The organism is Jatrophihabitans sp. sgz311053 (assembly GCF_056135305.1).
In genome coordinates, this window is record NZ_JBWAXP010000001.1 from 1,916,151 (window position 1) to 1,940,388 (window position 24,238).

The window sequence follows — 24,238 nt, forward strand, 5'->3', positions numbered from 1 at the left end:
ATGGCGTCGCCGGGGATCACCGGAGTGGACACCGCGCAGTCACCACAGCGCCATCGAGCGGCGGAAGATGCCGGCCAGGTCGTCGGGCGTGACGTCCAGCGGCGCGGTGGCCAAGAGCCGCTGCTGCTTCAGGGATCCCTCGACGAGATCGTCGACATCGGCGTCGCCGAAGCCGACCGCACCCACTCCGGCCGGGATATCGATGTCGCGCATCAGCCGGACCAGGACCTCGGGGAGCAGGCCCCGCTCGTCGCCCGACGCCTCCGCGCCCGGCTCCAGCAGCTGCGCTGCCCGCAGGTGACGTTCGGGGGAGGCCTCGAAGGTGAAGCGGAACGCCTCGGGTGCGGTGAGCGAGACCGCCATGCCGTGGGGCACCATCGCCTCGTCCTCCGGGTAGCCCCGGGGGTGGAAGTCGCGCACCTGCCCGGCGATCGGATAGGCGTTGGCGTGCGGCAGGTGGACCCCGGCGTTGCCGAAACCCAGGCCGGCGAAGGTGGCCGCCTGTGCCATACCCCGGCGCGCTTCGAGGTCGTCGCCGTCGGTGACCGCGCGTCGGAAGTACTGCGCCAGCAGCGACATCGCCTTCTCCGACCACATGTCGGAGATGGGGTTCGAGCCGCAGTAGGCCACCCGCTGCGCCGGCTCCTTGCGGGTCACCGCTGAGTACGGCCGGGCCGTGTAGCTCTCCAGAGCGTGGGAGAGGATGTCCATCCCCGACGCGGCCGTGACTCCCGCAGGCTGGGTGATGGTCAGCAGCGGGTCGACGACGGCATGGCTCGGGCGCAGCCGCCAGTGGCTGATACCGCTCTTGACGCGGTGCTCCAGGACGTCCAGCACGCAGACGGTCGTGCTCTCCGAGCCCGTGCCGGTGGTCGTCGGGACGGCCACGAAGGGCAGCAACGGGTTGACCGGTGCCCGGCCACCGCCCACCGGGGCGTTGACGTAGTCGATCACCGCGCCGGGGTTGGTGAGCAGCAGGTTCACCGCCTTGGCGGTGTCGATGCTGGAACCGCCGCCGACGGCGACGAAGGCGTCCCAGGGGCCGTTGTCGCGAGCCCAGTCGACGGCGGCCTGCAGGCTGACGTCGGTGGGCTCCACCCGGCTGCCGTCGTAGACGACCGCGGTGACGCCGTACGCGCCCATCTGCTCGGCGATCCGTTGCGGAGCGCCGGTGGCGGCGATGCGCGGATCGGTGATGACCAGCGCCCGTCGCACCCCCAGCTCGGCGAGGTCGTAGCCGATCTCCTCCGAGGCGCCGTCGCCGAATTTGAGCGAGGGTGCGCCATAGGTGAAGACGGTCTCCGGCCGGGGCGTCATCGTCATGCGTCGCTGCTCTCTGACTCGCGGGGGTCGGCGAAGCCGGGCTGCCACTGCTCGGCGTACCGGCGGAACGGTGCCGTGGCACCGAGCTGGCAGAGCACGCCGATCGAACCCAGCGTCACGCGGTGGATGAGCATGAACGACGGCGGCAGGTTCAGCTTGCGCGCCAACCGCGCCTCGCCGCTGCGGGGATCGGCCACGCGCGCGGCCTGCCGCTGCATCCACTCGCGGCTGAAGGTGAACTCCGGCTCCCGCAGCGGATCGACGGCGGGGCCGAGATAGTCCATGACCTCCTGGCCGGTGATGTCGATCCCCGGCCGGACGAAACCCAGATCGCGCATCAGCCGGATCGTCCCGTCGGCGTCGTTGTCGACGGCGAGGCGGGTCAGCCGTCCCACGGCTGGGTCGTAGCCGTCGGGCAGGCGCGCCACGGCGCCGAAGTCGATCACCCCCAGGCGACCGTCCGGCAGCATCCGGAAATTGCCCGGGTGCGGGTCGGCGTGCAGCAGCCCGGCGCGGGCGGGGGCCGAGTAGTGCAGCAGCGCCATCTTGGACCCGGCGCTGTCCCGCTGCTCCTGCGTGCCGTCGGCGATGATCCGCGACAGCGGTGTGCCGTCCATCCATTCCGAGACCACGGCCTTGGGCGCGCTCGCCACGACCCGGGGCACCGCGATGTCCGCGTCGCCCTCGTAGGCTGCGGCGAAGTCCCGCTGCGCCTGCGCCTCGAGGGTGTAGTCCAGCTCCTCCAGCACCCGTTCCCGGATCTCGGCGAGCAGCGGCTTGACGTCCAGGCCGGGGGAGAGCCGGCTGAACAGGCGTGCGAAGCGCGTCATCTGCGTCAGGTCGGCCATGAGCGCCGGACCGGCGCCCGGGTACTGCAGCTTGACGGCCACCACCCGGCCGTCGCCCCAGACCGCCTTGTGGACCTGACCGATGCTCGCGGCGGCCGCCGGCGTCTCGTCGAACTCGCGGAAGCGGTCCCGCCAGCGGGTGCCGAACTGCTCGTCGAGCACCTGCTGCACCTGCCGCGCCGGCATCGGGGGCGCGGCCTCCTGCAGCTTCGTCAGAGCTTCCCGGTAGGGCGCGGCGGACTCCTCGGGCAGCGCCGCCTCGAAGACGGAGAGGGCCTGGCCGAGCTTCATGGCCCCGCCCTTGAGCTCGCCGAGGACGGCGAAGAGCTGTTCGGCCGTCTTGGCCTGCAGGTCGGCGTTGACCTCCTCGGCCGAGCGTCCGCTCAGGCGTCTGCCGAGCCCGACGGTCGCGCGACCGGCCATGCCGAGCGGCAACGAGGCCAGCTTCGCCGTCCGGGCGCCTCGCCGCTGCGGGATGTCGTCGCGGTCCCGACGGCGCGGGCGTCCCTCGGTGCGGTCGGTCACGTGGCCATTGTGCCCAACGGCGGTATCGCTACCTCATCGGCGACTCCGGGTTCGGCGGTGGGTTCGGCGGTGGGTTTGCCGGTGGCGGGTGCGCCGGGCTCGGAGAGGCAGCTGCACTCCGGGTGCGGGGGGCGCGTACGCCGGCGGATCCGCCAGTCGGGCAGGTGCAGCTCGAGCGAACCCTCCAGGCACGCCGGCTGGCCGCCGTCGAGGAAGGAGAGGATCTGCAGCACCGCGGTGGCGGCCAGCAGCGCGGCGACGGCCGCGTCGCCGGCGGGACCGTGCCGCGGCGCGACGGACAGTTGCGCCGCCAGCGCGGGCCAGAGCGGGTCCCGGTCGCGACGGTGCAGCTCGACGCAGCGCAGGCATCCGGTGAGCCCGGGCAGGACGAGCGGACCGACGCTGCCGTGCCCCGCGCCCGTGGTCACCGGCAGGTGCGCGACGCCGTCGCTGTGCAGGGTCGCGCGCCGCAGCTCGTCGACCGGCTCGTCGCAGGCCAGGACGACCAGATCGGGGCGGTCGTGGCCGGCTGGCGCCGCCGTGTCGGTCTCGGGCGCGGCGCGCAGCACGGCGCTCTCGGCCGCCGCAGCGAGCGTGCGGCCCTCGTCGCCGGGCGAGACCCCGCCCGGCACGACGTGGTGCAGCCGCACCGATCCCGGTGCCGCCACGTGGACCCGTCCGACCCCCGACCCGGCCAGCAGCGCGGCGATCGAGGCGGCGGCTCGACCCGTCCCGGAGACGACGACGCAGGCCTCGTGTCGGCTGTCGAGGATCTCGGCGGCGCGTTCGCCGTGCCGCGTCGCCAGGCTGCGCAGCTCGCCGGCGAGCCGGGGGTGTGGTGGCACGCGGCGGTGGTCCACGACCGGCGTCCGATGGACGGCGAGATCCGGGTCGGCGCAACGCCACAGGTAGCCGGCGCCGTGCAGGTCCCGCAGCGCCGAGCGCCCGCGATCGTCGAGTCGGCCGGCGAGGTCGCGGTCGGACGGCCCTGCTGCTGCGCCGGCACCGACCGGCGCCGACGCAGCGTCGCTGAGGGCTCTCACGAATGGGGTGTCGACCCCGTCGAGGAGGACGCCGTGATCGCCGAGGGACAGGCAGATGGTCTGCGGGCCACGCCACAGCACTCGAGTGGCGGGGCCGAGCATCCACTCGTCCGCGTCGCCGGGCCGCATTGGTGTCACCAGGCGACCCTGACATATCCGCACCTACCGGGATCGGTTATCCACAGCACGAAGCCGTAGGAGCTTTTGCGGGTCGCACACGGCGATGCCGCAGCTCAATCCGATGTGTGGAGTTTGGCCCTTTCCGCCGTCATTGCTCACTCTCCGTGGTCGCGAGGTGAACATCCCGCCCGGCGGCCTCACCTGCGATGACAAACCGGTAACCCTGAAGTGAATGTGCACACCTGTGGACACTGGTGTGGACGACGGGCCGTTGGGCTGTGGACAACGATGGGGGCCTGTGGACGGCGCGGCCGATCGGTCACCAGCGTCCGACCACTCGCCTACGGTGGCGCCATGGCGGGGGCACGGGCGGAGATCGAGACGGTCAAGGTCGGCGAGACGGTGGTCGAGGTCCGTCGCAGCTCCCGCCGACGCCGGACCGTCTCGGCCTACCGGGACGGCGAGCGGGTGATCGTCCTCGTGCCGGCTCGGCTCAGCGCGTCGGCCGAGCGCGAGTGGATCGAGAAGATGGTGCGCCGCGTCGGCACCGACCGTCGCCGCCGACCCGCCGGCGACGACGAGCTGGCCCGTCGCGCCGCCGCGCTCTCGGCTCGCTATTTGGCAGGACGGGCCCGTCCCGCCAGCGTCCGCTGGGTTCCTCCGATGCGTACGCGCTGGGCGTCCTGTACCCCCGCCGAGGCGACGATCCGGTTGTCGCGACGGCTGCAGGAGTTCCCGGAATGGGTGCAGGACTACGTGCTCGTCCATGAGCTGGCGCACCTGCTCGAGGCCGGCCATGGGCCGGCGTTCTGGGATCTCGTCGCCGCTTACCCGCGCACCGAACGTGCCCGCGGTTTCCTCGACGGCGTCAGCGCCGCCGCGAACCTGCCGATGGTCGACGACCTCGCCGACGACCTCGCCGACGACCTCGCCGACGACCTCGCCGACGACCTCGCCGACGACCTCGCCGACGACCTCGCCGACGACCTCGCCGACGACCTCGCCGACGACCTCGCCGACGACCTCGTAGGCGACGCGGTCGGCGACGCCCCGGACGAACGCGGATCGGGACGGGAGGTCCCCGGCCTCACCGCCTAGGGGTCAGCTCGCAGCCGGCCCGTCGTCCTCGGACTTCGGCTTCTTGTCCAGATCGATCCCGCTGATGTCCAGGCCCGACAGGTCGTCCGGGGCCTGGAAGTCGGAGAGGTCCACGGGGTGGTCGCCGTAGCCCAGCGGATCGTCGAGGTCGTCGGCGGTGGGCAGCAGGTCCGGGTGCGTCCAGATGGCATCGCGTCCGGACTGACCCTGCTTCTCGGTGACGGTCCACCAGAGCGTGGCGGCGTCGCGGAGGCGCCGCGGCCGCATTTCGAGCCCCACCAACGTCGCGAAGGTCTGCTCGGCCGGCCCGCCGGAGGCCCGCCGGCGCCGGAACGCCTCGCGCAGGGCCTCGGCACCGGGTAGCCGCTCGCCGGCGGCGGCGGTGACGACGGTGTCGACCCACCCCTCGACCAGTGCCAGCAGCGTCTCGAGCCGGCGGAGCGCGATCTCCTGCTCCGGGGTCTGCTTCGGGGCGAAGAGCCCGCCGGTCAGCGCCTCCTGCATGCCTGCCGGGTTCATCGGGTCCAGGCCCTGCATGGCCTCCTCGATCGATCCCATGTCGATGGAGATCCCGGCCGCGTAGCTCTCGATCATGTCCAGCAGGTGGCGGCGCAGCCACGGGACATGGGTGAAGAGCCGCTGGTGGGCCGCCTCGCGCAGCGCGAGGTAGAGCCGGACCTCGTCCAGGGGGCGCTCGAGGTCCGCCGCGAAGGCCGTGACGTTCTCCGGTACCAGCGCGGCGATGCCTTCGGGACCGAGCGGCACGCCGATGTCGGTGGCGGCGAGCACCTCGCGGGCCAGTCCGCCGAGCCCCTGGCCGACCTGGGCGCCGAACATCAACCCGCCGACCTGATTCATGATCCCGGCGAGCGGGTTCCCCGCGCCGAGGGCCTGCAGCTGCTCCTGCGGGATCGCCTGTGACATGGCCGTGGTGACTCGCGACGCGACCGGGTCGCAGAGCGACGACCACACCGGCAGGCTCTTGTCGAGCCACTCCAGCCGGGTCCACGACGCGACGGCGGTGACGCCGCTGGGCAGGTCGGTGACGTCGTCGAGCCAGTGGTCGGCCAGACGGAGCGCGTCGGCGGTGCCGCTGCGGTCGGCCGGGCTGACGATGCTGCTGCCGCCGAGGTTGGAGACCGCGAGCTGCTTGGCCAGATCCCAGTTCACCGGACCGCCGGACCACGAGAGAAGCTTCTGCAGTTCGGCGAAGAGCGGCATCTGCGAGGAGAGGTTGGGGTCGTTCTCCCCGTCGCCGGAGTCGCCGGAAGGCATGCCGAAGCCGAAGGGGAAGTTCGTCATGTCGTTCACGGTAATAGCGACGCGCGGCAGCTGCTGATCGTTCCCGTGCCGGCATGGCCGCGTTGCGCCCACAGCGAACGATGAGGCGGCGGTAGCGTCGCCGAGGTGGCGTGGATGCTGTGGTTGTCGGGCCCGGTCCTGGTGACCGTGCTCGTCTCGCTGTGGTTCTGGTGGCGCGGGCGCCCACGCCGGCAGCCCACCACGGCGGAGGCAGTGCGACAGCACGAGGAGTTCCTCGCCGCACTCACGACGACCGCGAGGTCACGCGACCGTGGCCTGCGCTCGCCCGACGGGGCGGACTGAAGCTCGGCGGTTACCCTCCGAGTCGTGGCCCGCGTCTCGCTCCCGACCGCTGACCGCCTCCCCGGCGGTACCGGATTCGCACGGCTGAGCCGGCGTGTGCGCACGCTGATCGTCTCCGGCGTGCTCTTCCTCGTCCTCTTCGTCCTGGTCTTCACGCTGCCGGTGCCCTACGTGGTCCTCTCACCGGGGCCGACGTACAACACCCTCGGCAAGGACGACGCCGGACGGGCCATCATCAAGATCAGCGGGGCGAAGGTGCGAGACACCTCGGGCAACCTCAACCTCACCACCGTCGGCGTCAACACCGACGAGGTCACCGCCTTCCAGGCCTTCGTCGGCTGGCTCAAGGGCGACGAGGTCGTCGTGCCGCGGGCCTCGGTCTATCCGCCCGGCCAGTCACAGCAGCAGACCGACAAGCAGAACACCCAGGACTTCGTCGTCTCCCAGGACAACGCCACCGCGGCGGCCAGTTGCCAGCTCGGTTACAAGTCCGTGGCGGTGAACGTCTATCAGGTCGAGTCGGACGGGCCGTCGGCGGCGGCGCTGCAGCCGGGCGAGCAGATCGTCTCCGTGGACGGGAAGCAGACGCCGTCGGCGACGGCGCTCCGCGCGATCCTGAGCTCGACGGCCCCCGGCACGAAGGTGAGCCTCGGCGTGACCCGCAACGGCAAGCCGCGCACGGTCTCGGTCAAGCTGGGGTCGCGCTCGGGCACGAAGGGCGGCGTGCTGGGCATCGCCCCCAGCAACGTCTGCAAGACGCCCTTCACCGTGGACCTCGCGCTTGCCAACGAGATCGGCGGCCCCTCCGCCGGACTGATGTTCGCGCTGGGCATCGTCGACAAGGTGGGCCCGACCGACCTCACCAAGGGTCGCTTCATCGCCGGCACCGGCACGATCGACCCGCTGGGCAACGTGGGTCCGATCGGTGGCATCCAGCTGAAGATGATCGCCGCGCGGGACAAGGGGGCCACCGTCTTCCTGGCGCCCGCCGGCAACTGCGGCGACGTGCGCGGCAACGTGCCGGACGGGCTCAAGGTCGTGAAGGTGTCGAGCCTGGCCGGCGCCATCGACGACCTGAAGAAGATCGAGGCCGGGCAGCCGGTCCCGGGCTGCTGAGGCGCTGCTACTGCAGCGTCGCCCGTAGCGCGGCGGCGAGGTTCGGGGCCAGTTCGGCTCCGGTGAGCAGGTCGTCGTCGCTCCCGTCGAGCCCCCGCAGCCGCATGACGCCGGCGTCGAGCACACCGTCCGCACTGTCGCGCAGCACCCCCACGACCAGGCGGGCCTCACGCCGCTCGGGATGGTCGGCGGCGCGGCTGGCCGCGTCCGCCTCGGAGAGCCCGGCCTCGGCCGACGGCGGCAGCATGACGATCTCTTGCGACACCGCGCACCCGGCCACCGAGTCGGGCCACGCGATACCCGCCAGCAGCTCGTCCAGCGGCTGATCGGGCAGCTCGTCCTGCTCCACGGGGGTGAGGGCGTCGGCCGGCAGGGTGTCGATGCCGATCCGCGCGGCGGTCACCGGGTCGTCAGCGGTGAAGCGCCCCGCGCGGACGAGGGCGAAGAGCGCGGGGCCGCGGTCCCACCCGGCGGCGTGGACGTGCTGCTCGATCTCGGCGAGCGCGGCCTCGAGAACGGGCAGGTGCGGGGTGTGGTCGACGGGGTCGGTCATGCCCCCATCCTCCCGCTCGCCGGGAACCACAGGTGGCCCCGGTACGTTGGGCGAGCAGTTCTGACGACAGCATTCCTCACGACCCAGGAGCCCGCCCGTGGCGATGCGGCCGCCCATGCCGACCATGATCCTCTCGCGGCGGGCGAAGATCGCCCTCTCCGTGGCCGCGATCCTGATCGTGCTGCTCGTGCTGGTGGTGAAGCTGTCCGGCACCTACATCGACCTGCTGTGGTTCCGCGAGGTCGGCGCCGCGGGCGTCTTCAGCACGGTGTTCTGGACGCGGGTCACGCTCTTCGCGATCTTCGGCGCGCTGATGGCGCTCGTCATCGGCGCGAACCTGGTGATCGCGTACCGCACCAAGCCGCCGTTCCGGCCGATGTCGCCGGAGCAGCAGAACCTGCAGAACTACGTGCTCATGGTCGAGCCGCGGCGCAAGCTGGTGCTGGCCGCGGTCGCGGTCGTCGCCTTCCTCGCCGCCGGCGCGAGCGCCCAGGGCGACTGGGCGGCCTGGCAGACGTGGCTGCACGGCGTGGACTTCGGGGTGAAGGACCCGCAGTTCAAGCTGGACGTCGGCTTCTACGCCTGGGACCTGCCGGTCTACCGGTTGATCCTCGGCTTCGGCTTCACCGCGCTGATCTTCTCGATCATCCTCGTCGTCGGCATCCAGTACCTGACCGGCGCGATCCGGCTGCAGACGCCCGGCCCGAAGATCACCCTCGCCGCCCGGCGTCACCTGACGGTGCTGATCTTCGTCTTCATGCTGCTCAAGGCGGCGGCGTACTGGCTCGACCGGTACAGCCTGGTCTTCAGCGAGCGCAGCGGCCGCTTCACCGGCGCCTCGTACACCGACGTCCACTCGGCGCTGCCGGCCAAGACCATCCTGTTCTGGCTCACCCTCATCCTCGCTATCGGGGTGCTGGCGAGCATCTGGCTGCGCAGCGCGCTGCTGCCGGGGATCGGCTTCATCGTCCTCATCGTGCTGTCCATCCTGATGGGCGGCATCTACCCGGCCGTCATCCAGCAGGTGACGGTGAAGCCGAACGCCAGCACCAAGGAGGCGCCGTACATCTCGCGGAACATCACCGCGACGCGCCAGGCGTACAACATCGAGTTCAACTCCGGCGACGGCACCGCCAAGCCCGTGACGCGGGAGCCGTACAAGATCGACCGGACCCCGAACCCGAACGATCTCAACCTCTCCGACGCCACGTTGAGCAACCTCCGGCTGCTCGACCCGAATGTCGTATCGCCGACCTTCAACCAGCTGCAGGCCTCGCAGTACGCCGGCGGTGTCTACGGCTTTCCGCCCAAGCTCGATGTCGACCGCTACACGGTCGGGGGCGTCAAGGACGACTACATCGTCGGCGTCCGGGAGCTGAAGGCCGCCAACCTCACCAATGACCAGACGAACTGGATCAACCAGCACACGACCTACACCCACGGGTACGGATACGTCGCCGCGCAGGCGAGCCAGAACATCCGCGAGGACTCCGACTTCGCCGACGGGGGGATTCCGCAGGGCGGGGCTCTCAACAACGCCGTTCCGTTGAAGCAGCCCCGGGTGTACTTCGGTGAGCTGATGAGCGACTACGCGGTCGTGGGCGCCAAGGGGACGCCGCGCGAGTTCGACGGCAACAACGACGCCAAGGTCACCTACAGCGGCAAGGGCGGCATCTCGCTGTCGAGCCCGTTCACCAAGCTGGCCTTCGCGCTCAACGAGACCGAGACGAACTTCCTGCTCAACGACGCGGTCAGCGCGGACGGCGCCAAGGTCCTCATCAACCGCGATCCGCGGGAGCGCGTCAAGAAGGTGGCGCCGTTCCTCAACGTGGACGGCGATCCCTTCCCCTTCGTCGATCCGCAGTCGGGCCACATCATGTGGATGGTCGACGCGTACACCACGATGGCGAACTACCCCTATTCCGAGCGTCGTTCGCTCTCCGACCTCACCGACGACTCGCTGACCCGGACGAACAAGAACCCCGGTCAGGCCGACACCGAGGTCAACTACATCCGCAACTCGGTCAAGGCGACCGTGGACGCCTACGACGGCACCGTGAAGCTCTACCAGTGGGACGCCAAGGACCCCGTGCTCAAGACGTGGATGAAGGTCTTCCCGGGGCTGATCTCCAAGAGCTCGGCGATGCCGGCGAGCGTTCGCGAGCACGTCCGCTATCCCGAGGACCTGTTCGAGGTGCAGCGCGGGCTGCTCGAGCAGTACCACGTCAGCAACGCCACGACGTTCTACAACCAGTCGGACAAGTGGACCATCCCCGATGACCCGGCCGTGACCAGCGGTGGTGACCAGCCGCCCTATTACGTCCTCGCGGCATCCCAGTCGGCCGGTCAGTCCGGCGCCCGGTTCCAGCTCACCACGCCCATGAAGGTCAACAATCAGCCCAGCCTCGCGGCTTACATCACTGTCGACAGCGACCCCGGCGCCTACGGTCGTATGAAGATCCTGACCGGGTTCACCAGTCCGGTCCTCGGACCGGAACAGGTGGCCAGCCGTTTCCAGGGCGACGGCGACGTCACCGAGTACAAGACCAACCAGAAGAACGGCGGTTCGACGGTCATCCCCGGCAACCTGCTGACGCTGCCGCTCAACAACAGCTTCCTCTACGTGCAACCGCTCTACACGCAGCGACAGCAGACCTCCTTCCCGACACTGGAGCGCATCCAGCTCTTCTACGCCGGACGTGTCGGGTTCGGATCCACGGTCGCCGAGGCGCTGGCCGATCTGAAGACATCGGCACCCAGCACCGGCGGGAGTGGCTCCGGCGGTGGTGGCGGGTCGTCCGGCTCGCCGTCAGGCTCGTCAACGCCGTCGTCGACGCCGTCATCCGGGGCGCCGTCGTCGGGGAGCTCTCCGAGCACCACGACGTCGCCCACGGGCAACGAGGCGCAGCTGCGCAGCCAGTTGGCCACGGCGAACTCGGACTACGCCAAGGCCAAGGCCGACGGCGACACGGTGAAGCAGGTCGAGGCGCTGCTGCGGATCCAGCAGCTGTCGCAGCGGCTGCTGCAGGCCCAGTCGCCGAGCAGGTAGCCCGCCCGCAGTCGATTCGGGAGCGCCAATCTCGCTCAGCGGGACCGGCGCTCCCGAATCGCGCGGAGAATGGCGCTCAGCGCAGGACCGTGGCCTGCCCGACCCGCATGGCGGTCCGCTTCGCGGTGGCGAGAGCGAGGCTCCTGCCGCGGTGCAGCACGCCCGGGCGCGGCGGGTGCCGCACCGTGACCTCGTCACCGACGGCGATCTCGCCGTCGCCCCGTACCGACGCGTAGATCCCGAGGTAGCGATCCACGTGTCGCGACAGCGAGCGTCCGAGTTCGCGGTCGAGGTCCAGGCCCGGCTGCGGTCGGCTCGGCACCACGCAGCGGATCGTGGGTGTGTTCACCCGCAGCAGGGCCGAGCCGGCGACGAGGTCCGCACCGAGCCAGCTGCGCTCCACCAGCCCGGTCTCGTCGCCGGTCTCGACCAGGAACGTGGGGCGGAAGCGCCGCGCGTCCAGCGGTGCGCCGTGACGCTCGGCCAGCCACGCCAGGCTGGCGGTGGTGAGGACGTGCACCGGCGCCAGGTCGACGAAACTGCGCGGTGGTGTGGAGTAGCGCATCAGGTTGGCCAGCTCCCGGACGGTGAAGTGGGCCGCGTCGGGCAGCGGGTCGTCCGGTGCCAGGCCGAGGTCGCGTCGGATCCCGTCCGGCGACAGCGAACCCATGATCTGCCGTGGCCGCAGCCGGTGCGCGCGTCGCCGGGTTGTCAGCGGGCTCAGGGCCAACCGCCGACCGGCGACCTCCGAGAGGCGGGCAGCCAGCCGCCGGTCGTCGCTGTGCAGCTCGTCGCCGTCGGGCAGCGTGACGATGACCGGCGGGACGCGGTCCGGGCCGGCCTCCGGGCCGGGTTCGGCGACGTAGCGGGCGCTGCAGAGCAGGAGCGTCGGGATCCGGCGGGCAGTCGCGGTGCTGTTGTCATCGAGGTCCCGAACCGCCCACAACCGGTCGGCGTGTAGGCCGCGCCATCCCAGCCGCGCCCGTTCCACCGGGGCGCCGCCCAGGGACTTCACCGGGAAGCGCCACACCTGCGCGATCTTCGCCATGGCGCGACTGTAGAGGTCCGTTACCGGCTACCCCGCCTTCTCAACTAGCGTTTGACCTCGAGCGCAGCGCGGGAACGGATCCGGCGCGGAGAGGGACACCAGTGGACAACGACCAGCTATTGGCGCTGTCGCAGGAGTTCGCCTCGCTCGGGGCGCAGCTTCGCGGCGAGCGCAGCACCGACGAGGTCCTCGAGCGCGCCCTCAAGGTCGTCGTCGAGCAGGTGTCCGGCTGCGTGCACGCCAGCATCAGCGACGCCAAGGGAAAGACGCTTGCCGCCTCCGACGATGTCGCCGCGACGGCCGACGCAGCCCAGCACCGGTACCAGCAGGGGCCGTGCCTGCAGGCGGCGCTCGACGGCGAGGACTACTACAGCTTCGATCTCGAGACCGAGACGCGTTGGCCGGACTACACCGCGGCCGTCCTCGCGCAGACGCCCATCCGGTCGTCGGTCGCCTTTCCGCTCCGTGACGAGCATGCCGCTCTCAATCTCTTCGGCGACGAGCACGGCGCCTTCGACGACGACGCCCTCGTCGACGCGGCGATCGTGGCCGCCCTGGTCTCCTCCTTCCTCACGCTGCGCACCACCGAGGACCGAGCCGCTCACCTGGAGACGGCGCTGGAGAACAGCCGTCTCATCGGGGCGGCCATCGGCATCGTCATGCATGCCCGACGGGTGACCCGCGACGATGCCTTCGCCCTGCTGCAGTCGGCCAGTCAGAACCTCAACCGCAAGCTGCGCGACGTCGCCGACCAGGTGGTCGAGACCGGGGCCGTCCCCGACGTCCGGCCACCGGGCCGCCGGGACTGAGCTGTGCGGGCCTCAGCCCGGCAGGATCTCGTCGAAGATCAGCACGGTCTGCGTGGAGCGGACCTCCGGCATGCTCTGCAGCCGGGTCATCACCAGCTCTCGCAGCGCCGCGGCGTCGGTGGTGCGGACGTGCAGCACGATGTCGTGCTCGCCCGAGACGAGACCGCCGAAGACCACCTCGGGCAGTGCCAGGACGCGCTGCCGCAACGCCTTCCACGAGTGCTGCTCGACATCGAGGTAGACGAAGGCCGACAGCCCCAGCCCGAGCGACGCGGGGTCGACGAGCGCGGTGTAGCCGGTGATCACCCCCTCTCGTTCCAGCCGCGCCACCCGCTGGTAGACCGTCGCTCGCGAGATGTGGACCGTCTCGGCCAGCGCGCGCATGGAGGCCCGGCCGTCGACCCGCAGCGCCGCGACGAGCTGCCGGTCCACGTCGTCCAGGTCGGCCAACTGTCTTCTCCGCTCTTCCTTCCGACGCCCGCAAGCTCCGATCGTCTCGTCGCAGGCGTAGTTGACGGCAATACGTCTCGTGACGGCTTGACACGATAGATGAACGGCGCTGATACGCGGCAGACTGCGAACAACCTGGCCGAAAGGACGCTCCTGTGACCATGTTCGACGGACCGACCATGTCCGCCCATGACCTGCTGCCGACCGCGACGCCGGTGGGTCTGGTGGACGCGTCGGGACGGCGCAGCGACGGTGACGGGCTGGTCATGCCCTCGGACGAGACGCTCGTCGAGCTGTACCGCGCGATGGTCCGTGGTCGCCGCTTCGACACCCAGGCGACGGCACTCACCAAACAGGGTCGGCTCGCGGTCTACCCCTCCTCGCGCGGACAGGAGGCCTGCCAGGTCGCCGCGGCCACCGCGCTGCGGGACCAGGACTGGCTCTTCCCCACCTACCGGGATTCGGTCGCAGCGGTCACCAGGGGTGTGCCCGCCGCCGAGGTGCTCTCGTTGCTGCGGGGCGAGTGGCACTGCGGTTACGACCCGGTCGCCCATCGCGTCGCGCCGCAGTGCACGCCACTGGCGACGAACACGCTGCACGCCGTCGGGGTCGCCCACGCGGCGCGGCTCCGGGGCCTGGACGAGGTCTCGCTGGTGCTGCTCGGCGACGGTGCGACCAGCGAGGGTGACACCCACGAGGCGCTCAACATCGCCGCGGTGTGGCAGGCGCCGGTCGTCTTCCTGGTGCAGAACAACGGCTACGCCATCAGCGTGCCACTGGCCAAGCAGACGGCGGCGCCGTCGCTGGCGAGCAAGGGCATCGGCTACGGCATGCGCTCGGTTCTCGTGGATGGCAACGACGCCGCGGCCGTCCGCGCCGTGCTCGACGAGGCGGTGGCCCACGCCGCGGCCGGTCACGGTCCGACGCTGGTCGAGGCCATCACGTACCGCATCGAGGCGCACACCAACGCCGACGACGCCGGCCGCTACCGCGACCGTGCCGAGGTGGAGCACTGGCTACAGCGTGACCCCGTCGACCGGCTCGAACGACTGCTGCGCAGTTCGGGCCTCCTCGACGACGCGCGGGTCGCGGCCGTCCGGGACGAGGCCGAGGAGCTGGCCGCCAACGTGCGGGACGTGATGAACACCGAGGTCGACGTCGCGCCGGACGAGCTCTTCGCGCACGTCTACGCCGAGCTGCCCGCCTCGTTGGCGGCCCAGCGGGAGATGCTGCGCACCGAGCTGGCGCGGGCATGACCGCCACCGTCAGCGACGCGCCCGCGCTCTCCATGGCGCAGGCGATCAACCGGGGTCTCGCCGACGCGCTCGACGCCGACGACCGCGTCGTCGTCTTCGGCGAGGACGTCGGCACCTTGGGCGGCGTCTTCCGTGTCACCGACGGCCTCGCAGCGCGTTTCGGCGAGGCACGCGTCTTCGACTCCCCGCTGGCCGAGTCCGGCATCGTCGGCACCGCCATCGGCATGGCCATGAACGGTCTGGTCCCGGTGATCGAGATGCAGTTCGACGCCTTCGCCTATCCCGCCTTCGAGCAGATCACGAGCCACCTCGCCAAGCTGCGCAACCGCAGTCGCGGACAGGTCTCGCTCCCCGTCGTCATCCGTATCCCCTACGGCGGCGGCATCGGCGGCGTGGAGCACCACTGCGACTCCTCCGAGACGTACTACGCGCACACTCCTGGCTTGCGCGTCGTCACCCCCAGCTCGCCGGCCGACGCCTACCGACTGCTGCGGCAGTCCATCGACTGCCCGGACCCGGTGATCTTCCTCGAGCCGAAGCGACGGTACTGGGCGACGTCGGACGAGCCGCTGCGCAGCGACGGTCCCGGCCTGGATCGGGCCAGGGTGCTGCGGCAGGGGAGCGACGCGGTGATCATCACCTACGGCGGCACCGTCGCCACCGCGCTGGCGGCCGCCGACGCCGCCGAGGAGGAGGGACGCGACATCGGCGTCGTCGACCTGCGCACGCTGGCTCCGTTCGACGACGAGACCGTCGCGGCCGAGGTGAACCGGACCGGGCGCGCCGTCGTCGTCCACGAGGCTTCGGGCTTCCTCGGCTACGGCGCCGAGGTGGTGGCGCGGCTGACCGAGCAGTGCTTCCACCGGCTCGAGGCGCCGATCAAGCGGGTCACCGGATTCGACGTCCCCTACCCGCCGCCGTCGCTGGAACGTCATCACCTTCCCGGTGTCGACCGCATCCTCGACGTGATCGACACGCTGCAGTGGGACGACAGCCGGGGCGACCATGCCTGACTTCCTGCTGCCGGACCTCGGCGAGGGGCTCGAGTCGGCCGAGGTCGTCTCCTGGCACGTCGCCGTGGGCGACACCGTCGCGGTCGACCAGCCGATCGCCGAGGTCGAGACGGCCAAGGCGGTCGTGGAGGTCCCGGTGCCCTTCGCGGGCACCGTCACCGCGCTGCACGCCGCACCCGGTGAGCGGATCGAGGTCGGCCGTCCGCTGATCTCGGTCGAGGCCGTCGGTCTGCGCGAACCCGGAGCCGTGACGCCCGATGGTGCCGGCCGCAGCGGGAACGTCCTGATCGGTTACGGCACGCCGGCAGACGAGCCGCGCCGTCGTCGTCGCCTCACCTCGGTGCCGACCGCGGCGTCGGGAGCTGCCGCGCCGCCGGTCGCTGCCGCGACGCCGGCCGGGACCTCCCCGTCGACCGCCGCCCCGGTGCGCGCGGCCGGACCCGTCCCGGTGATCTCGCCGCTGGTCCGGCGGATGGCGCGGGAGGCGGGCCTGGACCTGCGCAGCCTGCCGGTCTCCGGCCCGGACGGTCTCGTGCGCCGGGCCGACGTCGAGGCGGCCCTCGCCCTGCGGGTGCGACCGGAGCACTCGATCGAGCCCGAGCCTGCGCCCGCGCCGGAGGGCACCACCCGCACCCCGATGCGCGGCGTCCACGCGGCGATGGCCGAGATGGTGAGCCGCTCCCGGCGGGAGATTCCCGAGGCGACGGTCTGGGTGGACGTCGACGCCACGGCGCTGCTCGCGACCCGTGACGCGCTGCGCGCGCGGCCCGAGACCGGCAGGGTGGGGGTTCTCGCCCTGCTGGCCCGCTTCGTCGTCCTGGGGCTGCGGCGCTACCCGCAGTTGAACGCCAGTGTCGACGGCCGCGACGTCCTCACTCACGACGCCATCGGCGTCGGCTTCGCTGCGCAGACCGAACGTGGCCTCGTCGTGCCAGTCGTACGGGAGGCAGAGGCGCTCTCGCTGCGGGGCCTGGCCGAGGCGCTGGCGGCGAAGACCCTCGCCGCGCGAGAGGGCCGGTTGACCCCTGCCGACCTCAGCGGCGGGACGATCACCGTCAACAACTACGGCGTCTTCGGTGTCGACGGCTCGGCGGCGATCATCAACCACCCCGAGGCGGCCATGATCGGCATCGGCCGTGTCATCGACAAGCCGTGGGTGGTCGCCGGCGAGCTCGCTGTCCGGAAGGTCGCCCAGCTGACCCTCGCCTTCGACCACCGGGTCTGCGACGGGGGAGTGGCGGGCGGCTTCCTGCGCTACGTGGCCGACTGCGTCGAATCGCCGGTGGTCGCCCTCGGCGACGCCTGAGCCGGCCGCTGGTTTGCCGGTTCGGCAGATGCAGGTAGGACACCGGGTATGAGCGGCAGCGACGACGAGAACGACTCCACCGGGCGCCCTCTGCTGCCCGAGGAGGAGCAGGCCGGCAGCGACGACGCCCGCCGGCAGGCCGAGGTCATCCTGGAGGACTCCGAGGCCAGGACCGAAGAACCCGAGCGCGCCCGTCACGAGTCGAGCCAGACGCCCGATCCGGGCGCCGCCTGAGTGACCGGTTACGGTACCGGGCAGCCGCCGATCCGAGGAGCCGTTTCGTGGATGCCTTCGCCACCGCCGTGCTGGACCGCGACCTCGACGCGATGGCCGAGCTGCTCGCCGACGACGTGATCTTCCGCAGTCCGGTGGTCTTCCGGCCGTACGAGGGCAAGGCTGCTGTCCTCACCATCCTCGGCGCGGTGATGCGGGTCTTCGGCGAGTTCCGCTACACGCAGCGGCTCCGCGACGACGAGGGCAGGCATGCGCTCGTCTTCCAGACGTGGGTGGGGGACCGGGCGGTGCACGGCTGCGACTTCCTCACCGTGGACGGCGACGGCAAGATCATCGCTTTCGACGTGATGGTGCGGCCGATGTCCGGTGCGACGGCACTGGCCGAGGCGATGGCGCGCGAACTCGCCTGATTCCCGGTGCAGACCCGCCGCCGGAAGAGCGCGGGATGTGGATTGTCCGAATCGAGCATGCGGCTTGCGGTGAGCGGTCTCAGCGTTTGATAACGAAAAGGTAACGGTAGCTAGTTCTCCTCAGGTGTGACGTCTTGCCAGACGATGCCGCTGGGGACCGCGCCATTCGGCCGGCCCCCCACCCAAGGAGTAGTTGTGTCGCTCATCCCCCGTCTGCGACGTGGCGCCCGCCATGTCGTCATCGCTGGCGTATCCCTGTTAGCGCTGACATCCGCCCTGCTCTTCCTCGTCGCGCCCAGCTCGACTGCCCTGTCCCTGGAGTCGAAGGCCGCCGGTCGCACCGCGAGCAATGTCGCTGTCGTCTACGGCAAGCTCGTCAACGCCTCCGGCAAGCCGGTGAAGAACGCCAAGATCACGCTGTCGGTGAAGAAGGCCGGTCACCGCAAGACCGTCGCCAAGTTCACCACGAACAGCAAGGGCGTCTACCGCAAGGTGCTGCAGAAGCCGAAGAAGGCCACGTACCTCATGTCGGTCTCGGCCAAGGTCGCCGGCAAGGTCTACCGCGCCTCCAAGTCGATCGCGATCAAGCCCGGTAAGTCCTACCGGCTCGACGGTCGTCTGGTGAAGCGCAACCTCTTCAACTTCCTGCCGATCTCGACGTACTGATCGCCTCTCGGGAGCAGCGGACCACCCCATCCGCTGCTCCCGGTGGCCGGTCCGCCGCCCCCCACCAGGTAGGAGCCCCCCATGTCTGCTCTCCCCACGACCACGCAACCGCACGACCTCCGTCCGGCTGCAGCTCTCCCCACCGCATCCCTGCCCGCGGCAGCGCCGTACACGGCTTTCCGTGTCACGGTCCTGGTGGGAACCCGCCCCGAGGCCATCAAGATGGCACCGGTCGTCCGCGCGCTCCGCGCCGTCCACGCCGACGTCCGCCTGCTCGCCACCGGCCAGCACCGCGAGATGGTCGCCGATCTTCTGCCCCGACTCGAGACGCCGGCCGACTGCGACCTGGACGTCATGCGGACCGCGCAGGCCCTGCCGTCGCTGACGGCTCGGGTGCTGGAGTCCGTCGCCGAGGACCTCGCCGTGCACCGTCCCGACGCCGTCCTGGTGCAGGGCGACACGACCACCGCCTTCGCCGGTGCGCTCGCCGCGTTCTACGCCCAGATCCCGGTGGGTCACGTCGAGGCCGGGCTGCGCTCCGGCTCGCTCGTCGACCCCTTCCCCGAGGAGGCCAACCGGCAGCTGGTGGGACGGCTCGCGAACTGGCACTTCGCCCCCACCAGTCGCGCCGCGGCAGCCCTGGTCGCCGAGAACGTGCCTGCTTCCGGCCTGGAGATCACCGGCAACACCGTCATCGACAACCTGCAGTGGGTGGCCGCCCGCGGGCTGGGGACGTCCGCGTTCGCCGGCAGCTCCGACGGCCGTCGTCGAGTCCTGTTGACGATGCACCGGCGCGAGAACCACGGCGCCACCATCGGCAACCTCGCCGCGGCAGTCGGCCGGCTGGCACGTCAGCACGACCTCGACGTGGTCTTCCCCGTCCACCCCAACCCGGCGGTGCGGGCGGCGGTCCTGCCGGCGCTCGGCAACAACCCCGCGGTCCGCCTGCTCGAGCCGCTGGACTACTTCGACTTCTCGGCCACGCTGCGCGACGTCGACCTCGTCCTCACCGACTCCGGCGGCGTGCAGGAGGAGGCCCCCTCCTTCGGCAAGCCGGTCCTCGTCCTGCGGAACACCACCGAACGTCCCGAGGCGGTCGAGGCGGGCTGCGCCCGGCTCATCGGCACCGACCCGGCCGTCCTCGAGGCGACCGTCGATCACCTGCTGACCGACGCCGCCGCGCTGGCCCAGATGTCGCACGTCGCCAACCCGTACGGCGACGGCCACGCCTCCGAGCGCATCGCCGAGCGCCTCTGCGCCGATCTCGTTGGCGCCGACACCACCGACCGCACCACCGAACGCGTCGCGTAGTCGCGCGGCCCGAGGAGACTCACGTGACCATCGATCTGACCTGGGCGGGCTGGTTCACCAGCATCGTCGTCCTCTACTACTTCGCGCTCTTCCTCATCTCGCTGCGCCGCCCGGAGCCCGCGCCGGCGCCCGAGGGCTGGACCGAGCCGCTCATGATCATCGTCGTCCCCGCTCGCAACGAGGAGCAGGTCATCGGTGACACCGTGGCCAACCTTCGCGACCTGGACTACGCCGGCGAGCACCGGGTGCTCATCGTCGACGACGCCTCGACCGACGCGACCGGGCAGATCGTCGCCGCCCACGCGGCGCAGGACCCGCGCGTCCGCCTGCTGTCGCGGACCGCGGCGCAGGGTGGCCGTGGCAAGAGCGACGTGCTCAACCACGCCTACCGCCTGATCCGCGACGCCGCCGCCGACGGCGACCCGTGGCTGGCCGGGCACGGCGCAGACGAGATCGTCTATGCGATCGTCGACGCCGACGGCCGGCTGGAGCGTGACAGCCTGACGGTGGTGGCGCCGTACTTCATCGACGCCAGCGTCGGCTCCACACAGGTCGGCGTGCGTATCTACAACGCCGGCGACAGCGCGCTGGCGCGGATGCAGGACATGGAGTTCGTCGGCTTCACCTACCTGGTGCAGATCGCCCGCGACCGGATCGGGTCGTCCGGTCTGGGCGGCAACGGGCAGTTCACCCGGCTCTCGGCGCTGGTCACCCTCGGCGACTCGCCGTGGAAGATGACGGCCCTCACCGAGGATCTCGACCTGGGGCTGCGGCTCATCGAGGCTGGTTGGCGCACCCGCTTCTGCCACCACACCACGGTGGCGCAGCAGGGCCTCACCAGCTGGAAGCCGCTGCTGCGCCAGCGCACCCGCTGGATCCAGGGCCACTACCAGTGCTGGTCCCACATCCCGAAGCTCTTCCGCGCCAAGGGCGCCAACGTGGCCGGCCGCCTCGACCTGATCACGTACCTGTTCCTGGTCGTCACCGTCGTGGTCATCAGCCTCGGCATGGCGGCCTCGATCGCCAGCAGCCTGGGCCTGATCGACGTCACGTCGTCGTTCCTGTCCTTCGTGCCGGACGGCCTGCCGCTGCGGGTCACCTCGCTGGTGCTGAGCATCCTGCCGCTGGCGACGTTCATGCTGACGTATCAGAAGCACTCGCGTCACCCGTACAAGTGGTGGGAGATCCCGGCCTTCGCGATGACCTTCTCTGCGTACTCGTACGTGTGGATCGTCACCACGCTGCGCGCCTGGACCCGCATGCTGCTGCGTCGCAACGGCTGGGTGAAGACGCCGCGGATCGGCGCGACGCCGACGGCGCCCGAGCCCGCGCTCGCCGGCAGCGCCTCGTAGCGCGCCGCCGCACCGCACCGCCGACTCCTGTCGCCGGCCGTCTCTCGGTCGGCGGCAGGAGTCGGCGTCGTTCGTGGTCAGGTTGCCTACAGGTCCGGTCGGCCAATCTGGGGCCCATGTGTCATGTCACGAGCGAGTCCCACCGGCATCGGCAGCCTCCGGCGGTGATCGGGTGAGCCCGCACCTCACCTGGCTGGAGGCCGGTGTCGTCGGCGCGATGCAGGGTGTGGCCGAGCTCTTCCCGGTCTCCAGCCTCGGCCACAGCGTGCTGCTGCCGGCCGTCGTCGGCGGGTCGTGGTCGCGTGACCTGGACGTCAGTGCCCCGGAGTCGCCGTATCTGGCCTTCATCGTCGGGCTGCACGTCGCCACCGCGTTGGCGCTGATCGTCTACTTCTGGCGGGACTGGGTCCGCATCGTCACCGGGCTGGTCACCAGCATCGCGCGGCGCGAGGTCCGCACTTCGGACCAGCGGCTGGCGTGGCTGCTCGTCCTCGCCACGATCCCGGTGGGGCTGGTCGGTCTGGTGGGGGAGCACTGGTTCCGCACCACGCTGGCCCGGCCGGTGCCGACCGCGCTGTTCCTCGTGGTCAACGGACTGGTGCTGCTGGGCAGTGAACACCTGCGCCGTCGGGAGCCGGCGGAGTCCGACTACGTCGACGAGCGCGTCTCCGGACCGCAGTCGGACGAGCGGCTGGCCACGATGAGCGTCGGACGTGCCGTGGCGATCGGTGCGACACAGATCGCCGCCCTCGCGCCGGGCATCTCCCGCTCGGGCATCGCCACCGTCGCCGGCATGCTGCGTGGCCTCTCCCGCGAGGACGCCGCCCGCTTCTCGTTCCTGCTCGCCACCCCGGTCATCCTCGCCGCCGGCGTCCTCAAGCTCGGCGACCTCAGCGGTCCGCTGGGGGACGGGATCCGGGGACAGGTGCTCTTCGGGTCGCTGCTCTCCGGCGTCGGGGCCTACCTCTCGGTCCGCTTCCTCACCCGCTACCTCGCCCACCGCTCGCTGCGCCCCTTCGGCGTCTACTGCGTCGCCGCCGGGGCGGCCGCTCTGGTCTGGTTCGCGGTCCGGTAGGTGGTGAGTCGGCCGAGCCGCGTCCGGCAGGCGAAGTGGACGGCCTGGTCCAAGCGCGTCCAGCTGACCGATCGGTTGCCCGAGTCCTTCGCTGCGGTGTTGGAAAGGGTGTTCTGTGTGGCAGACCCAGTGCTGGGTGGGGAGTTGGCCGAGGACGCTTGCTGGTCGCCCAGCGATGGGGCATGGCGGCGGCTTGAGCGGGGAGACGCCACGGCCCGCCGTCCTACGCCGGGGTGATGCTGTCGAGGAGCATGACGACGTGGCGGTGGATGACGTCCCGGACCGCCTCCTGTTCGTCCGGAGTCGGCCGTGAGGCCCGGATCAGGTCGAGGTAGACGGTCGCGTAGATGACGTGGGCCATGTCGGACCGACGCTGGTCGTCGAGGTGCGGGTGGGTGAGGGCCAGCACGTCGGCGATGGCGTGCTCGGCGTCGATGATGTCGCGGCCGGGGTCGGCGGAGGCGCCGGCGGCGGGACCGAAGAGCACCTCGCGCTGGAACGTGGCGGTGTTCTGCGGGTGCTGCTCGGTCATGAGCAGCAGCGGCTCGATCTCGGCGAGGATTGCCTCCAGCGCCGAGGCGCCGTCGCCGGCGAGGCGACGGGCCGTGTCGACGCCTTCGGCGAGGGTCGTGCGCATGACGGCGACGAAGAGACTGGCCTTGGTCGGGTAGTGCAGGAAGACCGTTCCCGCCCCGACGTCGGCGGCGTCGGCGATCATCTGCGTGGTGACCCCGTCGAAGCCGTGACGTTGGAACAGCTCACTCGCGGCGGCGAAGATCCGCGCCTGCCGGTCCGCCTTCGCCCGCGCGGTCCGGCTGCCGGCCGGTGCTGTCGTCACGCCGATCACATCCTGTCTCGAAGTTCATGAGTGGACTCAGTTCTGAGTATGCTCAGTTGTGATCCGGGGAGCGAGCCGAGCTCCCTGGCGGCGAAAGGGTGTCCCCGCATGCGCGGTCTTCGAGCTGATCTCAAAGATGCGGTGACGCCGCGCGCCTTCGCCATGGTGGTCGCGGTGTTGTTGCTGCAGTTGGGCTTCATCCTGTCCTACGTGGGTGCCTTCCACGCGCCGAAGCCGCAGCACATCACGGTCGGCATCGTCGCCCCCGCGCAGCAGGCGCCCATGCTGGTCGAGCGACTCAACGGCCTGGACGGATCCCCGCTCTCCGCGCGAGCCGTCGACTCCGCGGCGAGCGCGCAGCGGCAGATCGCCGACGGTGACCTCAGCGCCGCTCTCGTGGTCGACAGTTCCGGTGCCACGGACCGTCTGCTCACCGCCTCGGGTGGGGGAGCCTCCGTGGTCACCGCCGTCGAAGCCGTCTTCGACCAGATCGAGCACGCTCAGAACCGCACCCTCGTCAGCCGGGACATCGTCCCGCTGCAATCCGGTGACTCTCGGGGACTGACGGGCTTCTATCTCGTCGTCGGGTGGATGGTCGGCGGTTACCTCGTGGCGTCGCTGCTCGGCGTCGCCGGCGGGGCACGTCCGGCCACCCCGCGCCGCGCCGCCATCCGGCTGGCCGCCCTCGTGCCCTACGCCGCGGCGTCCGGGCTGGGTGGCGCCATCGTCGTGGGTCCGGTCCTGCACGCGCTCGACGGTCATCTGCTCGCGCTGTGGGGTGTCGGCACCCTCGTCGTCCTCGCCGCCGCGGCCGCCACCACGGCACTGCAGGTGCTCTTCGGGATCATCGGCATCGGCGTGGCCGTGTTGCTCTTCGTGGTGCTCGGCAATCCCAGTGCCGGCGGCGCGTTCCAGCCCGACCTGCTGCCGCCGTTCTGGCGGGCCATCGGCAACGCGTTGCCCAACGGTGCCGGCACCGACCTCGTCCGCCGCATCGCCTACTTCCACGGCAACGGCATCACGGGCCACCTGCTCGTCATCTCGGCCTGGGTGGTGATCGGCGTCGTCGTGGCCCTGGCCGCTTCTCGTCTGCTGCACGACCGCGCTCGGAACGGGCAGCTGTCGGACGAGACAGCGGCCAGCGGATCGACCGGGACGAGCTGACGTCCCGCGACAGAGAGCAACCGGGA

Annotated in this window: 22 protein-coding genes and 1 pseudogene; 15 read left to right on the forward strand and 8 right to left on the reverse strand. The window is 71.0% G+C overall.

Annotation, left to right across the window (positions count from 1 at the left end):
• Positions 1 to 39: 39 nt before the first annotated feature.
• The 3 genes from AC0NZQ_RS08510 to AC0NZQ_RS08520 are packed head-to-tail and all read right to left on the reverse strand — an operon-like array spanning position 40 to position 3,877.
• Complete coding sequence (locus AC0NZQ_RS08510) at positions 40 to 1,323, reverse strand: hydroxyacid-oxoacid transhydrogenase (RefSeq protein WP_474529276.1); 1,284 nt, start codon at positions 1,321 to 1,323, stop codon at positions 40 to 42.
• On the reverse strand, positions 1,320 to 2,696 hold the full coding sequence (locus AC0NZQ_RS08515) for an ABC1 kinase family protein (RefSeq protein WP_474529277.1): 1,377 nt from the start codon (positions 2,694 to 2,696) through the stop codon (positions 1,320 to 1,322). The genes AC0NZQ_RS08510 and AC0NZQ_RS08515 overlap by 4 nt, the downstream gene beginning before the upstream one ends.
• Positions 2,693 to 3,877: a hypothetical protein gene (locus AC0NZQ_RS08520; protein WP_474529278.1), complete on the reverse strand. Its 1,185-nt coding sequence runs from the start codon at positions 3,875 to 3,877 to the stop codon at positions 2,693 to 2,695. Before AC0NZQ_RS08520 ends, AC0NZQ_RS08515 begins: the two co-directional genes overlap by 4 nt.
• A gap of 336 nt (positions 3,878 to 4,213) precedes the next feature.
• On the opposite strand from AC0NZQ_RS08520, the pseudogene AC0NZQ_RS08525 reads away from it, so the two are divergent.
• Positions 4,214 to 4,750: pseudogene (locus AC0NZQ_RS08525) on the forward strand (M48 metallopeptidase family protein); the annotation flags it as partial.
• Positions 4,751 to 4,960: 210 nt separating this feature from the next.
• On the opposite strand, the gene AC0NZQ_RS08530 reads toward AC0NZQ_RS08525, so the two are convergent.
• Positions 4,961 to 6,259 (reverse strand): zinc-dependent metalloprotease, encoded by a 1,299-nt coding sequence (locus AC0NZQ_RS08530; RefSeq protein WP_474529279.1) that lies wholly within the window; start codon positions 6,257 to 6,259, stop codon positions 4,961 to 4,963.
• 105 nt (positions 6,260 to 6,364) lie between these two features.
• On the opposite strand from AC0NZQ_RS08530, the gene AC0NZQ_RS08535 reads away from it, so the two are divergent.
• On the forward strand, positions 6,365 to 6,562 hold the full coding sequence (locus tag AC0NZQ_RS08535; RefSeq protein WP_474529280.1) for a hypothetical protein: 198 nt from the start codon (positions 6,365 to 6,367) through the stop codon (positions 6,560 to 6,562).
• Between the two features lie 24 nt (positions 6,563 to 6,586).
• A complete protein-coding gene (locus AC0NZQ_RS08540) occupies positions 6,587 to 7,678 on the forward strand; it encodes a YlbL family protein (protein WP_474529282.1) in 1,092 nt (363 codons plus the stop codon).
• A 7-nt stretch (positions 7,679 to 7,685) separates the two neighbouring features.
• Here the strand turns inward: AC0NZQ_RS08540 and AC0NZQ_RS08545 are convergent, their stop codons facing one another.
• Entirely contained in the window at positions 7,686 to 8,231 is a 546-nt protein-coding gene (locus AC0NZQ_RS08545; protein WP_474529284.1) for a PPA1309 family protein, read from the reverse strand.
• Positions 8,232 to 8,346: 115 nt separating this feature from the next.
• On the opposite strand from AC0NZQ_RS08545, the gene AC0NZQ_RS08550 reads away from it, so the two are divergent.
• A complete protein-coding gene (locus AC0NZQ_RS08550) occupies positions 8,347 to 11,280 on the forward strand; it encodes a UPF0182 family membrane protein (protein WP_474529285.1) in 2,934 nt (977 codons plus the stop codon).
• 76 nt (positions 11,281 to 11,356) lie between these two features.
• Here the strand turns inward: AC0NZQ_RS08550 and AC0NZQ_RS08555 are convergent, their stop codons facing one another.
• Positions 11,357 to 12,328 carry an MOSC domain-containing protein gene (locus tag AC0NZQ_RS08555; RefSeq protein WP_474529286.1) on the reverse strand — a complete coding sequence of 324 codons (972 nt, stop codon included), beginning with the start codon at positions 12,326 to 12,328 and terminating at the stop codon, positions 11,357 to 11,359.
• A gap of 101 nt (positions 12,329 to 12,429) precedes the next feature.
• Between AC0NZQ_RS08555 and AC0NZQ_RS08560 the strand changes: the two genes are divergently transcribed.
• Positions 12,430 to 13,137, forward strand: a complete 708-nt coding sequence (locus tag AC0NZQ_RS08560; RefSeq protein ID WP_474529287.1) for an ANTAR domain-containing protein — start codon at positions 12,430 to 12,432, stop codon at positions 13,135 to 13,137.
• A gap of 12 nt (positions 13,138 to 13,149) precedes the next feature.
• On the opposite strand, the gene AC0NZQ_RS08565 is transcribed toward AC0NZQ_RS08560, so the two are convergent.
• Positions 13,150 to 13,587: an Lrp/AsnC family transcriptional regulator gene (locus tag AC0NZQ_RS08565; RefSeq protein ID WP_474529288.1), complete on the reverse strand. Its 438-nt coding sequence runs from the start codon at positions 13,585 to 13,587 to the stop codon at positions 13,150 to 13,152.
• A 161-nt stretch (positions 13,588 to 13,748) separates the two neighbouring features.
• Between AC0NZQ_RS08565 and pdhA the strand changes: the two genes are divergently transcribed.
• The 9 genes from pdhA to AC0NZQ_RS08610 all read left to right on the forward strand — a co-directional run bounded on the left by pdhA (position 13,749) and on the right by AC0NZQ_RS08610 (position 22,210).
• Positions 13,749 to 14,843 (forward strand): pyruvate dehydrogenase (acetyl-transferring) E1 component subunit alpha, encoded by a 1,095-nt coding sequence (gene pdhA, locus AC0NZQ_RS08570; protein WP_474529447.1) that lies wholly within the window; start codon positions 13,749 to 13,751, stop codon positions 14,841 to 14,843.
• Positions 14,840 to 15,856 (forward strand): alpha-ketoacid dehydrogenase subunit beta, encoded by a 1,017-nt coding sequence (locus tag AC0NZQ_RS08575; protein ID WP_474529289.1) that lies wholly within the window; start codon positions 14,840 to 14,842, stop codon positions 15,854 to 15,856. The genes pdhA and AC0NZQ_RS08575 overlap by 4 nt, the downstream gene beginning before the upstream one ends.
• A complete protein-coding gene (locus AC0NZQ_RS08580; protein WP_474529290.1) occupies positions 15,849 to 17,162 on the forward strand; it encodes a dihydrolipoamide acetyltransferase family protein in 1,314 nt (437 codons plus the stop codon). The genes AC0NZQ_RS08575 and AC0NZQ_RS08580 overlap by 8 nt, the downstream gene beginning before the upstream one ends.
• Positions 17,163 to 17,210: 48 nt before the next feature.
• Positions 17,211 to 17,396, forward strand: a complete 186-nt coding sequence (locus tag AC0NZQ_RS08585; protein ID WP_474529292.1) for a hypothetical protein — start codon at positions 17,211 to 17,213, stop codon at positions 17,394 to 17,396.
• Between the two features lie 47 nt (positions 17,397 to 17,443).
• Positions 17,444 to 17,806, forward strand: a complete 363-nt coding sequence (locus tag AC0NZQ_RS08590; protein WP_474529293.1) for a nuclear transport factor 2 family protein — start codon at positions 17,444 to 17,446, stop codon at positions 17,804 to 17,806.
• A 195-nt stretch (positions 17,807 to 18,001) separates the two neighbouring features.
• Positions 18,002 to 18,472 carry a carboxypeptidase-like regulatory domain-containing protein gene (locus AC0NZQ_RS08595; protein ID WP_474529294.1) on the forward strand — a complete coding sequence of 157 codons (471 nt, stop codon included), beginning with the start codon at positions 18,002 to 18,004 and terminating at the stop codon, positions 18,470 to 18,472.
• Between the two features lie 81 nt (positions 18,473 to 18,553).
• Entirely contained in the window at positions 18,554 to 19,783 is a 1,230-nt protein-coding gene (wecB, locus tag AC0NZQ_RS08600; RefSeq protein WP_474529295.1) for a non-hydrolyzing UDP-N-acetylglucosamine 2-epimerase, read from the forward strand.
• A gap of 23 nt (positions 19,784 to 19,806) precedes the next feature.
• Positions 19,807 to 21,135, forward strand: coding sequence for a glycosyltransferase (locus AC0NZQ_RS08605; RefSeq protein ID WP_474529296.1), 1,329 nt, complete (start codon positions 19,807 to 19,809; stop codon positions 21,133 to 21,135).
• Between the two features lie 172 nt (positions 21,136 to 21,307).
• On the forward strand, positions 21,308 to 22,210 hold the full coding sequence (locus tag AC0NZQ_RS08610; RefSeq protein ID WP_474529298.1) for an undecaprenyl-diphosphate phosphatase: 903 nt from the start codon (positions 21,308 to 21,310) through the stop codon (positions 22,208 to 22,210).
• 223 nt (positions 22,211 to 22,433) lie between these two features.
• Here the strand turns inward: AC0NZQ_RS08610 and AC0NZQ_RS08615 are convergent, their stop codons facing one another.
• Positions 22,434 to 23,048, reverse strand: a complete 615-nt coding sequence (locus AC0NZQ_RS08615; protein WP_474529299.1) for a TetR/AcrR family transcriptional regulator — start codon at positions 23,046 to 23,048, stop codon at positions 22,434 to 22,436.
• A gap of 108 nt (positions 23,049 to 23,156) precedes the next feature.
• Between AC0NZQ_RS08615 and AC0NZQ_RS08620 the strand changes: the two genes are divergently transcribed.
• Positions 23,157 to 24,212, forward strand: coding sequence for a DUF3533 domain-containing protein (locus tag AC0NZQ_RS08620; protein ID WP_474529300.1), 1,056 nt, complete (start codon positions 23,157 to 23,159; stop codon positions 24,210 to 24,212).
• Positions 24,213 to 24,238: the final 26 nt, after the last annotated feature.

Coding starts and splice junctions, on each gene's coding strand:
- AC0NZQ_RS08575 (WP_474529289.1), top strand. CDS start 14,840: ATGACCGCCACCGTCAGCGACGCGCCCGCGCTCTCCATGGCGCAGGCG.
- AC0NZQ_RS08545 (WP_474529284.1), bottom strand. CDS start 8,231: ATGACCGACCCCGTCGACCACACCCCGCACCTGCCCGTTCTCGAGGCC.
- AC0NZQ_RS08510 (WP_474529276.1), bottom strand. CDS start 1,323: ATGACGATGACGCCCCGGCCGGAGACCGTCTTCACCTATGGCGCACCC.
- pdhA (WP_474529447.1), top strand. CDS start 13,749: ATGTTCGACGGACCGACCATGTCCGCCCATGACCTGCTGCCGACCGCG.
- AC0NZQ_RS08555 (WP_474529286.1), bottom strand. CDS start 12,328: ATGGCGAAGATCGCGCAGGTGTGGCGCTTCCCGGTGAAGTCCCTGGGC.
- AC0NZQ_RS08585 (WP_474529292.1), top strand. CDS start 17,211: ATGAGCGGCAGCGACGACGAGAACGACTCCACCGGGCGCCCTCTGCTG.
- AC0NZQ_RS08620 (WP_474529300.1), top strand. CDS start 23,157: ATGCGCGGTCTTCGAGCTGATCTCAAAGATGCGGTGACGCCGCGCGCC.
- AC0NZQ_RS08530 (WP_474529279.1), bottom strand. CDS start 6,259: ATGACGAACTTCCCCTTCGGCTTCGGCATGCCTTCCGGCGACTCCGGC.
- AC0NZQ_RS08580 (WP_474529290.1), top strand. CDS start 15,849: ATGCCTGACTTCCTGCTGCCGGACCTCGGCGAGGGGCTCGAGTCGGCC.
- wecB (WP_474529295.1), top strand. CDS start 18,554: ATGTCTGCTCTCCCCACGACCACGCAACCGCACGACCTCCGTCCGGCT.
- AC0NZQ_RS08550 (WP_474529285.1), top strand. CDS start 8,347: ATGCCGACCATGATCCTCTCGCGGCGGGCGAAGATCGCCCTCTCCGTG.